16 protein-coding genes are annotated in these 14,212 nt (G+C 64.7%); 4 read left to right on the top strand and 12 right to left on the bottom strand.

Annotated features, from left to right (window positions below; translation table 11 throughout):
• Positions 1-7 precede the first annotated feature (7 nt).
• The 11 genes from purM to pyrR form a co-directional block, all read right to left on the bottom strand.
• Positions 8-1,108 (bottom strand): phosphoribosylformylglycinamidine cyclo-ligase, encoded by a 1,101-nt coding sequence (purM, locus tag ACHFFR_RS01580; RefSeq protein WP_394262515.1) that lies wholly within the window; start codon positions 1,106-1,108, stop codon positions 8-10.
• On the bottom strand, positions 1,105-2,637 hold the full coding sequence (gene purF, locus ACHFFR_RS01575; protein ID WP_394262514.1) for an amidophosphoribosyltransferase: 1,533 nt from the start codon (positions 2,635-2,637) through the stop codon (positions 1,105-1,107). The genes purM and purF overlap by 4 nt, the downstream gene beginning before the upstream one ends.
• Positions 2,634-3,347 carry a phosphoribosylaminoimidazolesuccinocarboxamide synthase gene (gene purC / locus ACHFFR_RS01570; protein WP_394262513.1) on the bottom strand — a complete coding sequence of 238 codons (714 nt, stop codon included), beginning with the start codon at positions 3,345-3,347 and terminating at the stop codon, positions 2,634-2,636. Before purC ends, purF begins: the two co-directional genes overlap by 4 nt.
• Before the next feature lie 75 nt (positions 3,348-3,422).
• The gene (gene purE, locus ACHFFR_RS01565) at positions 3,423-3,914 is read right to left on the bottom strand and encodes a 5-(carboxyamino)imidazole ribonucleotide mutase (RefSeq protein ID WP_394262512.1); all 492 of its coding nucleotides are present in this window, start codon (positions 3,912-3,914) and stop codon (positions 3,423-3,425) included.
• Positions 3,915-4,088: 174 nt separating this feature from the next.
• Positions 4,089-4,748 (bottom strand): orotate phosphoribosyltransferase, encoded by a 660-nt coding sequence (gene pyrE, locus ACHFFR_RS01560; RefSeq protein ID WP_394262511.1) that lies wholly within the window; start codon positions 4,746-4,748, stop codon positions 4,089-4,091.
• A gap of 71 nt (positions 4,749-4,819) precedes the next feature.
• Positions 4,820-5,509 (bottom strand): orotidine-5'-phosphate decarboxylase, encoded by a 690-nt coding sequence (pyrF, locus tag ACHFFR_RS01555; RefSeq protein WP_394262510.1) that lies wholly within the window; start codon positions 5,507-5,509, stop codon positions 4,820-4,822.
• Positions 5,510-5,618: 109 nt separating this feature from the next.
• A complete protein-coding gene (locus tag ACHFFR_RS01550; protein WP_394262509.1) occupies positions 5,619-6,524 on the bottom strand; it encodes a dihydroorotate dehydrogenase in 906 nt (301 codons plus the stop codon).
• Complete coding sequence (locus tag ACHFFR_RS01545) at positions 6,518-7,294, bottom strand: dihydroorotate dehydrogenase electron transfer subunit (protein ID WP_394262508.1); 777 nt, start codon at positions 7,292-7,294, stop codon at positions 6,518-6,520. Before ACHFFR_RS01545 ends, ACHFFR_RS01550 begins: the two co-directional genes overlap by 7 nt.
• Positions 7,291-8,628, bottom strand: coding sequence for a dihydroorotase (locus tag ACHFFR_RS01540; RefSeq protein WP_394262507.1), 1,338 nt, complete (start codon positions 8,626-8,628; stop codon positions 7,291-7,293). Before ACHFFR_RS01540 ends, ACHFFR_RS01545 begins: the two co-directional genes overlap by 4 nt.
• Positions 8,629-9,561 (bottom strand): aspartate carbamoyltransferase catalytic subunit, encoded by a 933-nt coding sequence (locus ACHFFR_RS01535; RefSeq protein WP_394262506.1) that lies wholly within the window; start codon positions 9,559-9,561, stop codon positions 8,629-8,631. It lies immediately after the preceding gene.
• Positions 9,562-9,563: 2 nt separating this feature from the next.
• Positions 9,564-10,145, bottom strand: coding sequence for a bifunctional pyr operon transcriptional regulator/uracil phosphoribosyltransferase PyrR (gene pyrR, locus ACHFFR_RS01530; RefSeq protein ID WP_394262505.1), 582 nt, complete (start codon positions 10,143-10,145; stop codon positions 9,564-9,566).
• Between the two features lie 220 nt (positions 10,146-10,365).
• Between pyrR and ACHFFR_RS01525 the strand changes: the two genes are divergently transcribed.
• Positions 10,366-11,244: an oxygenase MpaB family protein gene (locus ACHFFR_RS01525; protein ID WP_394262504.1), complete on the top strand. Its 879-nt coding sequence runs from the start codon at positions 10,366-10,368 to the stop codon at positions 11,242-11,244.
• Between the two features lie 102 nt (positions 11,245-11,346).
• Complete coding sequence (locus tag ACHFFR_RS01520; protein ID WP_394262527.1) at positions 11,347-11,904, top strand: FGGY-family carbohydrate kinase; 558 nt, start codon at positions 11,347-11,349, stop codon at positions 11,902-11,904.
• A gap of 144 nt (positions 11,905-12,048) precedes the next feature.
• Here the strand turns inward: ACHFFR_RS01520 and ACHFFR_RS01515 are convergent, their stop codons facing one another.
• The gene (locus ACHFFR_RS01515) at positions 12,049-12,267 is read right to left on the bottom strand and encodes a hypothetical protein (protein WP_394262503.1); all 219 of its coding nucleotides are present in this window, start codon (positions 12,265-12,267) and stop codon (positions 12,049-12,051) included.
• A gap of 189 nt (positions 12,268-12,456) precedes the next feature.
• Here ACHFFR_RS01515 and ACHFFR_RS01510 point away from each other — a divergent pair, with 189 nt between their 5' ends.
• Both ACHFFR_RS01510 and ACHFFR_RS01505 read left to right on the top strand, forming a co-directional pair.
• Positions 12,457-13,407 (top strand): ABC transporter ATP-binding protein, encoded by a 951-nt coding sequence (locus ACHFFR_RS01510; protein WP_394262502.1) that lies wholly within the window; start codon positions 12,457-12,459, stop codon positions 13,405-13,407.
• A gap of 9 nt (positions 13,408-13,416) precedes the next feature.
• On the top strand, positions 13,417-14,212 hold a 796-nt coding region (locus tag ACHFFR_RS01505), incomplete at its 3' end, for an ABC transporter permease (RefSeq protein WP_394262501.1).

Raw genomic sequence — 14,212 nt, 5'->3', positions numbered from 1 at the left:
AGCACATTCACCACAGTTCGACGTCCTGAGTTGCGGGGCCTTGTGGTGCGACGCCCTGCGTTGCGACGTCCCGGTCAGCTCCCCCGGCGTCGACGACTTCGCCGATCACGCGGCCCTCGCCGGCCGCGTCCAGCGTGGCCTGCACATCCTCGGGAGCCACGACGATCGCGAGGCCCACGCCCATGTTGAACGTGTTGTACATGTCCCGCTCGGGGATGTCGCCAGCTCGGGCGATGATGTCGAACAGCGGGCTCGGCTCGAGCGCCGCCTTCTCGATGCGCACGCCCTTGCCGCCAAGCGCGCGCGGGAGGTTCTCATACAGTCCCCCGCCGGTGATGTGCGCGATCGATTTCGGGCGAACCTTCTCCAGCACACGGCGCACCTGCGGCACGTAGATCCGCGTCGGTTCAAGGAGAGCCTCGCCAATCGTCTGACCGCCAAGTTCTGCCGGCGCCTCGCCGAACCTCTCCTCGGGGATAACCGCGCGGACGAGAGAGAAGCCGTTCGAATGCACGCCCGATGACGCAAGCCCGATGACGACGTCGCCAGCCCTGACCTCGCGCGGGTCCAGGACGGCGTCGGCGTCGACGATCCCGACGGCAAAGCCGGCCATGTCGTACTCGCCCTCCGGGTAGAAGCCGGGCATTTCAGCGGTTTCCCCGCCGACCAGCGCGGCGCCGGCCTGGACGCAACCTTCGGCGACGCCGGCGACGATCTGCTCGACCTGCTCGGGCACGTTCTTGCCGAGCGCGATGTAGTCGAGGAAGAACAGGGGCATCGCGCCCGAGCACACGATGTCATTGACGCACATGGCCACGCAGTCGATGCCCACCGTATCGTGCTTGTCGAGGGCGAAGGCGAGCTTGAGCTTCGTGCCCACGCCGTCCGTGCCGGAGACGAGGACGGGGCGCGTCATGCCCTCGAGGTTCGGCGCGAACAGGCCGCCGAAGCCGCCAAGCCCGGAGACGACCCCGGCCGTGGTGGTACGGGCGACGTGCTTTTTCATGAGGTCCACGGCGCGGTAGCCAGCGGTGATATCGACGCCGGCCGCGGCGTAAGCCTCGGAGTGGGAGTCCGGCGGGGGTGTGCCGGTGGGGCGATCAGTCACAGCGTGGCCTCCTTGATGTCCGCGTGCGAGCGCGTGGCATCTGCCTTGTTGTTCGCTTCGGAGATCTTGACTCGAAACCGGTCCAGTGGGCCCGGTTCCGGTAGCTCCGTGGGGTAATCGCCCGAGAAGCAGGCAGTGCAAAAGCCGGTGACGGCGGAATCGTCGGCGATGCGTTTGACCTGCTCAACCGTGAGGTAGCCCAGCGAATCCGCGCCGATCGACGTGCGGATCTCCTCCTGCGTGTAATGGCAAGCGATGAGGTTCTCGCGCGAGTCAATGTCCGTGCCATAGTGGCAGGGGTTGATAAACGGCGGGGCCGAGACGCGGAAGTGGACCGCGGTTGCGCCGGCCGTGCGAAGCAGGTTGATGATGCGCCCGGCGGTGGTGCCGCGCACGATCGAGTCGTCGATGAGGACGATGCGCTTGCCGCGCACCACCGAGGGCACGGGGTTGAGCTTGATCTGAACGCCGCGCTTGCGGTCGTCCTTATCGGGTGAGATGAAGGTGCGGCCGATGTACTTGTTCTTCACGAAGCCCTTTTCGAGCGGCAGGCCCGATGCCTTCGCGTAACCCTGGGCGGCCTCGAGGCCGGAGTCGGGCACGCCGATGACGATGTCCGCCTCCACGTCGTCGCCGTGGGCGAGGAAGGCGCCGGCGCGCTGGCGGGCGTCGTGGACGGGGGCGCCGTCGATAATCGAATCGGGGCGAGCAAAGTAGGTGTACTCGAACACACACAGCGAGTGCGGTGCGGAATCGACCCACCGGCGGTTGGAGTGGACCGTGATCGGCGAAGCGCCGGTGCCCGTGCGGGCGAACGTGACGATTTCGCCCGGTTCGACGTCGCGCACGTAAGTGGCGCCGACGGCGTCCAAGCCGACCGTTTCGGACGCGACGGCGTAGCCGCCGTCGGGAAGCGATCCGTAACATAGCGGGCGCATGCCGCGCGGATCGCGCACGGCCACAATCTTCGTGGGCGTCATGAGGACGAGCGAGTACGCGCCGTTGAGTTTGGGCATCGCGCGTTCGACGGCCTCGTCGATGGAGCCGCTGGTCAGGCGCTCTTTCGTGATGACGTAGCCGATGACTTCCGAGTCGATCGTGGTGTGGAAAATCGAGCCCTGCGCCTCGAGTTCTCGGCGCAGGCGATGTGCGTTGACGAGGTTGCCGTTGTGTGCGAGCGCCATCGGCCCCTTGACGTGATTGAGCACGAGCGGCTGGGCGTTGATGCGCCCTCCCCCGCCGCTTGTTCCGTAGCGGACGTGGCCCGTGGCCATTTCGCCCTCGCCGAGGGCCTCGAGCACCGGGCGGGTGAAGACGTCGCCCACGAGGCCGGTGTCGCGGTGGTTGGTGAACACGCCGTCGTCGCTGATGACCATTCCGCAGGCCTGCTGGCCGCGATGCTGGAGCGCGTAGAGAGCGTAATAGGTATCGAGGGTGACGGCGGCTTTGCCCGGGCGGATGATGCCGAAGACGCCGCACTCGTCGTGGATTTCGGCGCCGTCGGTCACGTCGCCGTCGTCGTCGATCACCGGTTGCTCTCCAGACGATTCATGATTTCTTCGTAGGCTTCTTCGACCCCGCCAAGATCGCGGCGGAAGCGGTCCTTGTCCAGCTTCTCGCCGGTCTCGAGATCCCAGAAACGGCAGGTGTCCGGGCTGATCTCGTCGGCGAGGATGATCGTGCCGTCGGGCAGGCGGCCGTACTCGACCTTGAAGTCGACGAGGCGGATGCCCAACGTGCGGAAGTACTCCGACAGGACCTCGTTGACCTTGAGCGTGTACGTGCGCAACTGGTCGATCTCGGCGCGGGTGGCCAGGCCGAGGGCGAAGGCGTGGTCGTCGTTGAGGAGGGGATCGCCAAGGTCGTCGTCCTTGTAGGAAAACTCGAAGGTCGGCTCCGCGAACTCGATACCTTCCTCCACCCCGTAGCGCTTGGCGAAGGAGCCGGCGGAGACATTTCGGATGATCGTTTCGAGGGGGACGATCTCCACATGCTTGACCACGGTCTCGCGCTCGGACAGCTCCTCCACGAAGTGGGTGGGGATGCCGTTCTCCTCGAGCAGCTGCATCATCATGTTCGTCATCCGGTTGTTGATGACGCCCTTGCCGACGATCGTGCCGGTCTTTTCGCCGTTGAATGCCGTCGCGTCATCCTTGTAGGAGACGACGACGAGGCTGGGGTCGTCCGTTGCGTAGACCTTCTTGGCCTTGCCTTCGTAGAGCTGTTCGCCCTTGTTCATTGGGTGATTCCTTTTAGTCGGTGCTGGCTGGTTGGCGGATGCTGGCTTGCGGGGAACCGGGCCGGCTGGTCCCGGTTATCGGGCAAACTTTGCCTCGACCTCCGCGTTGGCCGCGAGGGATGCCTCGGTAGCCGCTGCGCGGTGGTCGTTGATCTTGGTGGTGAGCTCCTCGTTGCCAAGCGCCAGGATCTGAACAGCGAGGATGGCGGCGTTCTTCGCGCCGTCGATGGCCACGGTGGCCACCGGGATTCCCGACGGCATCTGGACGGTGGCGAGCAAAGCGTCCATGCCGTCGAGCGCGTTGGACGTCAGCGGGATGCCGATGACGGGGAGGGTGGTGTTGGCAGCCATCGCGCCTGCGAGATGTGCGGCCATTCCGGCGGCGGCGATGATCACTCCGATGCCGTTCTCGCGAGCATTTGCCGCGAAGTCGGCCGCTTCGTGCGGCGAACGGTGTGCCGACAGGACGTGAACCTCGTAGTCGACCCCGAACTCATCGAGCTGGGCTGTTGCCTTTTCTACCGTCGCGAGATCGCTCGCGCTTCCCATGACAATTCCGACTCTCACGGATTCTCCTGTCTAGAGGCCAACGAGCGGCTCCTGCCACTCCGATTGGGCTGAAGCTCGCGTCTCACGCCCACATAGAAAAGCGTCTCACGATACGGCGTCGTCGCGCCATAAAAATCTCAGGTGTCGAGACGTTATCTCAGTGTCGTCCGTTACGTGGACGTCCCCGGCGGCCTAGTCTCCCGCCTCGAAGCGGTCAGACCACTCCTGCGGGCTCGCAGACCAGTTCGCGAGCGCCTCCTGCTGTTCCTGGGTGAGATCGCCGCGCTCAGAGGCAACGGACAGGAGGGTCGGGTAGTTCGACAGCGTGATGAGATCAATGCCGGCGTTGGCAAATGCAAGCGTGGCAGCGGGCAACTCGTAGGAGAACACTGCGAGAACGCCGAGTACCTCTCCCCCGGCGGCGGTCACGGCAGTGGCCGCCGCGAGCACCGACCCGCCCGTCGAGATGAGGTCTTCGATGAGCACGACCTTCGCGCCCTCCTCCATGCGCCCCTCGATCTGCTGACCACGTCCGTGATCCTTCGGCTGCGCACGCACGTACATCATCGGAAGATCCAGACGATCGGCCACGAGTGCCGCTTGCGGGATACCCGCGGTGGCAGTTCCTGCGATGGCGGTCGCGTCGGGGAAGCACTCGCGCACGAGCTGTGCGAAGCCCTCGGCAATATCGGTTCGCGCGGCCGGATCAGACAGCGTGATCCGGTTGTCGCAGTAGATCGGAGAACGCATCCCCGACGCCCAGGTGAATGGCTCATCAGGCGCGAGGGACACGGCGCCAACATCTAGCAAAGCAGTCGCAACGCGCTGGGCAAGTGATTCGTCAGTGACCAATGGTCATCCTTAATTCGGAGGTAATGAATTGACAGGGCGGGTTCGGGCAACTGGGCGCCGGTCGCTCCCGCTCATCCGGTCCAGGCATCGCGGATGGCACGGTAGGCCTCGACGGGGCGCTCCGCTCGAGTGATCGGCCTGCCCACCACGATCGCCGAGGAGCCGATCTGGGCTGCCTCCTCGGGCGTCGTGACGCGGCTCTGGTCGGCGACGTCGGCGCCCGCGGGCCGGATCCCCGGGGTTACACGCAAGAAATCATCGGAGGTCGCGTCGCGAATGGCGCCGGCTTCCAGCGGCGAGCAGACGACGCCGTCCAGCCCGGCCTCCCGCGCCAGGCGCGCGTAGTTCAACACGGACTCCACGAGTGGCACCGAGACGAGCTGCTCGGCACGCATGGCCTCCTCGGAGGTGGACGTCAGCTGCGTGATCGCCACGATCGCGCCGCCTGATTCGCCCACGCCCTCGCGCGCGGCCTTCATCATTGCCCGGCCGCCGGCAGCATGAACTGTCAGAAGGTCCGCGCCGAGCCGGCCGAGTTGCGCCGCCGCGCGGCCTACCGTGTTCGGGATGTCGTGGAGTTTGAGGTCGCAAAACACCTGGTGTCCACGCGCCTTAACCTCGCGCACGACCTGCGGACCAGCGTTGTAGAACAGCTCCATGCCCACCTTGACGAACAGTGGCTCGTCGAAGAGGTCCACGAAGCGGTAGGCCTCCTCCACCGACGCGAAGTCGAGGGCAATGATCGGGCGGGTGGTGTCCATGGGTTCCTTTCGGTCAGTTGGTCGGGTAGTCAGTAGGTCGGGTAGTCAGTAGGTCGGGCGGTCAGTAGGCCAGGCGCTCAGTGAGCCGGGCGCTCAGTGAGCCGGGCGCTCAGCCTCGCAGGTCCGCTAGGTTATCGATTCCGAGTTCATCCATCAGCGGCTCAAAGCCGTCGATGATGTCCACGCACGCGTACGGATTCGTGAAGTTCGCGGTTCCCACCGCCACCGCCGACGCCCCCGCCATCATCAGCTCGAGCGCATCGCGAGCGCTGGTCACCCCGCCCATTCCGATGATCGGCACGTCCACGGCGTTCGCCACCTGGTTGATCATCCGCACGGCGATCGGCAACAGCGCGGGCCCCGAGAGCCCGCCCGTCCGGTTGGCGATAATCGGTTGCCGCGCCCGTAAATCCAGCCGCATCCCCGTCAGCGTGTTGATCATCGTCACGCCCGCGGCGCCCGCGTCCACAACCGCCCGCGCGATCTCGGTAATATCGCCGACGTTCGGCGAAAGCTTCGGGTACACCGGCACGCTCGAGGCCTCCACAACACCGCGAGTCACCTCCGCTGCCATCACGGGGTCGGTTCCAAACAGCACGCCGCCGGCGCTGACGTTCGGGCACGAAATGTTGAGCTCGATCGCGGCGACGTTCGGTGCCTGCGAGATCCGCTCGGCCACCTGCCAGTAGTCCTCGGGGATCGAGCCTGCCACGTTCGCAATAATGGGCAGATCCGGGAAATTCTCGGCCAGCCACGGCAGCTCGTTCGCCATCACGGAGTCCAAGCCGGGGTTTTGCAGCCCGATGGCGTTGAGCATCCCACCCGGCGTCTCGGTGATGCGCGGCGTCGGGTTGCCGGCACGCGGCTCGATCGTCGTCGCCTTGATCATGATCGAACCGAGCCTGTTGAGGTCGTAATAATCGGCGTATTCCTTGCCGAATGCAAAGCACCCGGACGCCGGCATGATCGGGTTTTTTAGCTCCAGCCCCGGGAGCGAGACGGCCAACGTCACCATGCCACCTCGCTCGCATCCAAAACCGGGCCCTCGACGCACAGCCGCGCCTGCCCCCACATGGTCGGCTTCACGCACCCGTAGCACGCCCCCACGCCGCAGGCCATGCGCTCCTCAAACGAGAGCTGAACATTGGAGTGATCCCGCCAGCGCTGCGCGACGTACTGGAGCATGAGGTTCGGCCCGCACGCGTAGATCGCATCGGCTGGTTTATCGGCGACGCCGTCTGCTCCAGTTGCGAGCGCATCGTCCAGTGCCGCGATGGTGCCGTGGGTTCCGAGGGTGCCGTCGTCGGTGGCGACGTTGACGGAGCCGAGCTCAGCAAACCTGTCGAGGTAAAAAGCGGCGCCGGCCGTGCCAAAGCCGAGACGGACGTCGACGCTGACGCCCGCCTCGACGAGCCTTCGCGCGAGGTAATACATGGGCGGTACGCCGACCCCACCGCCATAGAGGATGGCGTGCTGCCCGGCCTGCGAGCGAATCTCGAAGCCGTGGCCGAGCGGACCGTGCGCGGAAACGACAGCGCCGGCGGTCAGCTCCGCAAGCTGCCGAGTACCCTCGCCCACGGTCTTGTAGATCACGGTGTAACCGTTCGGGCTCACGTCCGCGATAGAGATCGGGCGACGCAGGAGGAAGCCCTCGGGGTGGAGGTTGAGGAACCGGCCAGGTTGCACGCTGGCGGGTCGCGGGCCGGCCAGCCTCATTTCCCACGTGTCGAGGGCGATCTGTTCATTTGCCTCGACGGTGAGGTTCTCGATCGGGGCGGCGCTCACTGCGCGGATCCTTGCGCGCCGCGCTCATCCGCTGGACGCTTGGCAACGCGGTCAGCCACCCGGTGGATGACCTTCCCGCCGACCATCGTGAGCACGCACTCGCCGTAGTATTCGCGGCCATTAAACGGCGTGTTGACGCCCATGCCAACGAACTCGTCCGTGTCCACCGCCGCCGCCCGCTCGAGGTCAAAGGCGGCGATGTCGGCGCGCATGCCGGCCTCGAGCCGCCCGAGGTCCGGACGCGAGATAATCTCGGCCGGCCCGGTCGTCAAGGCGTTGACGAGGGTGGCCAGCGGCAACTTGCCGGTCTTGACGAAGGCCGTATACAGCAGCCCGAACGCCACCTCGTTGGTCACCACGCCGAAGGCGGCCTCGCGGAAGGAGACGCACTTTTCGTCGAGCGTGTGCGGAGCGTTGTCCGTGGCGATGACAGTCACGACGCCGTCCCGGAGTGCGTCGAGCAAGGCCTGCGAGTCGTCGGGCGAGCGCAACGGCGGGTTCATTTTCCACGTGCCGTCGTCTTCGGGCACGTCGGCGTCGGCGAGCAGGAGATGGTGCGGGCTGGCCTCGGCCGTGGCCTTCACGCCTGCACCCTGGGCGAGGCGGATCATCTCGAGTGAGTCGGCGGTCGAGGCGTGGCACAGGTGGTAGTGCGCGCCGGTGGCCTTCGCGATCGTGAGGTCGCGGGCCACCTGAACGGTTTCGGCGAGCCGGGTCATGCCGGGCAGCCCCAGCCGATCGGCCGCGTCCCCCTCGTTGATGACTCCCCCGCGCACCAGCGATTCGTCCTCCGAGTGCACGCCGATCGGCACGCCGAGGCGCGCCGCCTCGACCATCGCGTCGTACATCGTGCCGGCGAGCTGCACGCCCTTGCCATCGTTGGAAAACCCGATGGCTCCGGTCTCGACGAGCCCTTCCATGTCCACCACATCGTGCGAGGTGAGCCCGGGCGTAATCGGAGCCCACGGGAGAACCCGCACAACGGCGTCGTTCTTATACGTCTCCATGGCCTCGCGCAGGAGGTCGGGGGTGTTGGGGTCGGGGTCGGTGTTGGGCATAGCGCACACCGTCGTCCACCCGCCGCGCGCGGCCGCCGCGGTCCCGGTGGCCACCGTTTCCTTGTGCGTCTGGCCTGGTTCGCGCAGGTGGATGTGAATGTCGACGAGGCCGGCGGTGACAAGCGCGCCGCCAAGATCCACCACGTCGGCGTCGCCCGCATCCAGCGCATCGGGGCTGTAGGAGACGATCGCGACGACGTCCCCGTCCACCAGGATCTGGGCCGGGACGGGCGTATCGCCGTCGAGGACCTGAAGGTTCGTCAGGAGGGTTTGCATTTAGGCCACCATTTCTGCCAGTTCGAGGGTCTGGGCGTGCTTGCCAAGGAGCACCGATTCGAGCATCGCCATGCGCACCCACACGCCGTTGCCCATCTGCGGGAAGATGCGCGAATTCGGCGCCTCGACCAGGTGCGTGTCGATTTCGGTTCCCCGGTTGACCGGCGCCGGATGCATGATGATCGCGCCCTTCTTCATCCGCGCGGCGCGCTCCATCGACAGGCCGTAGCGGGCGAGGTAGTCGGCGGCGGAGAAGTTCGGGCCGGCGTCGAAGCGTTCGTGCTGGACGCGCAGCAGCATGACGACGTCGGCATCCCGCACAGCCTCGTCCATCGGGGCGCTGGTGCAGAACCGCTCGAAGGCCGGGTTCATCCACTCGGCGGGGCCGGACAGCGTGACGTTCGCGCCGAGGCGGGCGAGGGTGGCGGCGTTGGAGGAGGCGACGCGCGAGTGCAGGATGTCGCCGGCGATCGTGATGTTCAGACCCTCGATCTGGCCGAATTCCTCGACGATCGTCATGATGTCGAGCAGGGACTGGGAGGGGTGCTGGCCGGCGCCGTCGCCGGCGTTGATGATCGACAGCCCCATGCCGGCAGCGAGGAGCTCGTCGTAGTAGTTGTCCTGCGGGTGGCGGATCACGGCGATGTCGGCGCCGATCGCGTCCACGGTGCGGACCGAATCGTAGAGGGTCTCGCCCTTGGTCACCGACGAATGCTCCGGCGCGAAGTCGAGCACCTTCATGCCGAGCTTGTGCTCTGCCATCTGGAACGAGGTGTACGTGCGGGTGGAGTTCTCGAAGAACAGGTTGATCGCCGTCGCGCCCTCCTCAATGATCGGGGCCGCGCCGCGCTTGAACTCGGAGGCGCGGTTGACGATCGCGTGAATCTCATCGCGGGAGAGGCGATCCATCGATACGAGGTTGGAATACACCATGGTTATGCCTCTTTCTGGATTCGGACGGCGTCGGAGCCATCCGTTTCTGTGAGGAGGACGTTGATTTCTTCGTCTGCGGCGGTGGGCACGTTCTTGCCCACGTAGTCTGCGCGGATCGGCAGCTCTCGGTGGCCGCGATCGACGAGGATCGCGAGTTGGATCGAGCGGGGGCGGCCCTGGCCGATCACCGCATCCATGGCGGCCCGGATCGTTCGGCCGGTAAACAAAACGTCATCGACCAAAACGATGATGCGGTCGATGACGTTGATGGGTTGGCCCGTGGTGACATCCGTGATGGGGCGCGGCTCTTGGCTGCGCGGGCGGTCGTCTCGGTATCCCGTGGGATCGAGCGCGCCGACCTTGACCGTGGCGCCCTCGGCAATATGGATGCGTTCGGCGATGCGCCTGGCGAGTGGGAGTCCGCGAGTTTCGATTCCGCACAGCACGATGTTGCCCGCGCCTGCGTTGCGCTCGAGGATTTCGAAACAGATGCGGGTGATGGCGCGCTGCATCGCTGCGCTATCGAGAATCGTTGCCTGCTGGCTCACGTGACCTCCTACTGCGTTCGACGAGGTCACGGCCATGTGCGCCACGCTGCTTAAGAAAGCGCGTGCGCGCGAAACCGCTATCGACCTTGCCGATCTCTCTGGATCGCCTTAAAGGGCGTTGCGCCAAATCTAGCACGGCCAGGCGACGTCGGGGCAAGGCTCGCTCGAAACCGTGGCACGACGCACGCGGTCCCGCACATGTTTGCTCTCAGCACGAGCACTGGCGAGTCTCCCGCGATCTGGCGATACTGGATAAATGGGTATAGGTATCGTTGACCGGGCACGCACCACTCTCGCGGAGGCAATTCGCTCGCGCGTGGCGGGGCCGAATCGTCAGGAGCGCGCCGATCTGATCTGGCGCTCGGCCGGCGAGCGCTGGTTCGGCAACGACGACCCGATCGCCATCGTCAACGGTAACCCCGCCATGTACATTGGCGGCATCCGGGCGTTGCTGCTGCAGAGTTTGCACCCGCTCGCGATGGCCGGCGTGGCCGGGCATTCGGGCTATCAAGACGACCCGTGGGGGCGCCTCCAGCGCACCGCCGACTACATCGCCACCACCACGTTCGCCCCGATCGAGCACGCCGAGAAGATGATCGCCCGCGTGCGCAAGATCCACACGTACATCACGGGCACCCTGCCCAACGGCCGCCCCTACGCCGCCTCCGATCCGCACCTGCTGCTGTGGGTGCACTGCGCCGAGATCGAATCCTTCCTCGTTGCCTACCAGCAGTTTGGCCCCACGACGCTCACCCCCGAACAAGCCGACACGTACGTTGCGCAAACGGCCGTGTCCGCGCGCCTGCTCGGCGTCGTCGATCCGCCGACGACGGTCGACGAGCTGTACGCGACGCTCGCCAGCTACGGGCCCGAGTTGGAGTTTTCGGAGTCGACGCAGGACGTCGTCGATCTGCTTATCCACAATCCCCCGCTCGATCCCCCGATGAAGTGGGGATACGACATGCTCAAGTTCGGCGCGATCGCGATCTTGCCGGCGTCTGCGCGTGAGCGGCTCGGACTCCCGGCGAGCGACGTCGGCGATGCGCTCGTGCGCCGGCCGATCACGTCGATCGGCATGACGGGTCTGCGCTGGTCGCTGGGCGCTGTTCGGTTGTCTGGCGACGCCGTGCGCTAACGGGCCTGAACTAACCCGCCCTGACCTACACCGCCTAGAGACGTACGTCACTGCATCGGGTAGGATGAGCGGACACCCCTAGTCGCGTTTCACAGCGGCTCAATCGAATCACATGACGCCCACGAAAATTGGGCGTCATTCGCCATACCCACCTACGACAACGCGCGCGGCGGGATGCTCGGCATCACGCAGATTCACACGCGCAAGCACGCGGCTCGCGCGGTCCTCGAGGGCGTAATTTACGAGCTGCGCATGGCCGTCGAGGCGATGGAGGGAGCGATTGGCCGCCCGTTCGACACCATCCGACTCTCGGGCGGCGGAGCCAAGTCAGTGTTCTGGAGCCAGATGCAGGCGGACGTGTACGGGCGCCGCGTTGAGCGGCTGAAGGTCGCAGAGTGCGCGGTGCTGGGCGCTGCGATTCTCGGCGCTGTGGGCACCGGCGAGCTGCCGGACATCGACACGGCAATCGACGCCATGGTTCACACCCACGGCTTCATCGAGCCCGACATGGACAATCACAAGATCTACACCGAGTACTTCGAGGTGTTCCGCAACGCCTTCGTGGCGCTCATGGATCACAACGTGTACAACGACCTCGCCGATGTCAACGACCGCGTGGCCGGAATTTTGAGCGAGGCTGACGGGGGCGAAAGCGACTGACTGGCTGCCGTTCGTCGTGAAGGCGACTGATCGTCGTCGTTGAAGGCGGCCGTTCATCGTAAAGGCACCCGACCGTCGCGAAGGCCGGTGGGACTGAAAGGTTCTGCCGGCCTTCCGCCGCGCGGGGCAGATAGAGGTGCGCGCTTAATAGAGGAGCGCGATGGCCTTGTCTACGAGTTCTTCGAGGCGCGTGACGTCGACTTGATGGGCGGTCGTGACGACGACGGCGTCGCGGTCTGGAACGATCGCGAGGCTCTGCCCGTCGGTGCCGTGCCCGAAGAAGATGCCGTTTTTGTTGCTCAGCCACAGGCTCGAGCCGTACGCCCAGCGGCGGAAAGCGGGCGGAGTCGCCCGCTCGGACATATTCCGTGACCCTACGAACTCTCAGTCACCAATCAGCCCAAAATCCGACGAATTCTCACTAAAGATGTTCGACACCGCCACCCCCATGACTCGTGCATGACTAATGTCATCGTGAAACCGTCGGTTTTTCATGTAAATCGGTGTGCCATGCACTGGTTTGCGTGTATCCGCGCGACATAGCCTTGACCCATGAACGAAACAATCATTTCAGCGCATGGTCTCACGAGGCGATACGGCGATTTCACCGCCGTTGACAACATCGACCTCGACATCCACACCGGCGAGATCTTCGGGCTGCTCGGCACGAATGGCGCCGGAAAAACCTCCACCCTCGAGATGCTCGAGGGGCTCGCACCCGCGAGCGCCGGCACAATCTCCGTATTCGGCAAGCATCCAATCAAAGATCGTAAAGTAATCCGTCCGCATCAGGCAGTCATGCTTCAGGAGGGTGGCTTCCCTGCCGATCTCACAGCCCGTGAGACGCTGAACATGTGGGCGGGTACACTGTCTACTCCACTTCCGGTCGACGAGACGCTAGCCCGCGTCGACCTTCAGCACAGAGCAAATGTTCGAGTCTCTGCATTGTCAGGCGGAGAACGACGCCGGCTGGATCTGGGCTGTGCGATCATCGGCCAACCCAAAGTTTTGTTTCTTGACGAGCCAACCACCGGTCTTGATCCGGAGTCCCGCCGCGCTGCGTGGACGATGCTCCGCGAGATCAACGCCGGCGGCGCGACCATCGTGATCACCACTCACTATCTCGAGGAAGCAGAAGCCCTGTGTGATCGCCTGGCAATTATGCACGGTGGTCGCATTGTCACTTCGGGCACGCTCGCAGAAGTCATCGCCGGACATCATTCCACGATTGAATTCGCCGCCAATGCGCCGGCGCCTGCGTTCGCCGACATGACCAATGATGGCAACCGCACAAGAGTGCGCACACACAACCTTCAAGACGACCTGACGAACCTGCTGGTGTGGGCGCGGAAGAACGACGTCGTTATTTCTGAACTCGACGTCCGGGACGCATCGCTCGAATCTGTTTTTCTTTCGATCGCAGACACGCCGGCAAGCCCGGTTAACTCACCAAGCACAGTCAACCCGGCAAGCGCACACGCTCCAACCAGTACAGATGTCTGAGGAGGCACAATGATGACCGCAACAAACTCCAGCACCCCCGCGACCCCCAGCACATCAGCGCTCTCCAACACCTCCACGATCTCCCCGGTGCGGCAGTGGGCTTCGCTCGTTCGGGCAGAGTTCACGCTTCTTCGCCGGAACCTCGTGCAAGCCGCCTACGCGGTGGTGCTCCCTCTTGCCGTTCCATTCCTTTTTCTTCCCATCGCAGACGAACCATTTTTCCAGGGAAGTATGGGGATGGTGCTCTCGTTGATTCTTGTCACCGGATTGATATTCGTCAGCTACTACACGCCGCTGTCGGCAGCCGTCAACCGTCGTGAAGATCAGGTGTTGACTAGGCTACGCGCAGGCGAAGTGGGAGATCTTTCAATTCTGAATGCTCTTGCCGTCCCCGGTTTCGCCCTCGGCATCCTCATGACGATCGGCATGCTCGCAATTTCAGCGCCCGCCCTTGGGATGCCGATGCCGAAAAATATTGCCCTGTTGGCCCTCACGCTTGTGGCGACGATCATCTTATTCATCCTCGGAGGGCTGGCCACCACGATCGTCACGCGCACTGCCGAATCGGCACAAATCAGCTCGATGCCTTTCCTCCTCGCACTCATGTTCGGTCCCCTCGCCAACGCGCTGGATGGCGTGCTTCCGGACGCCGCGGTGCGCATTCTTGAACTTATCCCCACGGCAGCTACAGCCGAACTCGTGTCAGTAGCATGGTTCGGAGATGATGGGGGCATTGCTCAGCCGTTAATCGTACTCGGGACGTGGGTCGTCATCCTCGCGTTGATCATCAAGTCAAAGTTCACTC

The organism is Trueperella sp. (assembly GCF_043424875.1).
GTDB lineage: Bacteria > Actinomycetota > Actinomycetes > Actinomycetales > Actinomycetaceae > Trueperella.
Note: the sequence above shows the minus strand (reverse complement) of the source record. Positions and strands in the feature narration are given on the sequence as shown.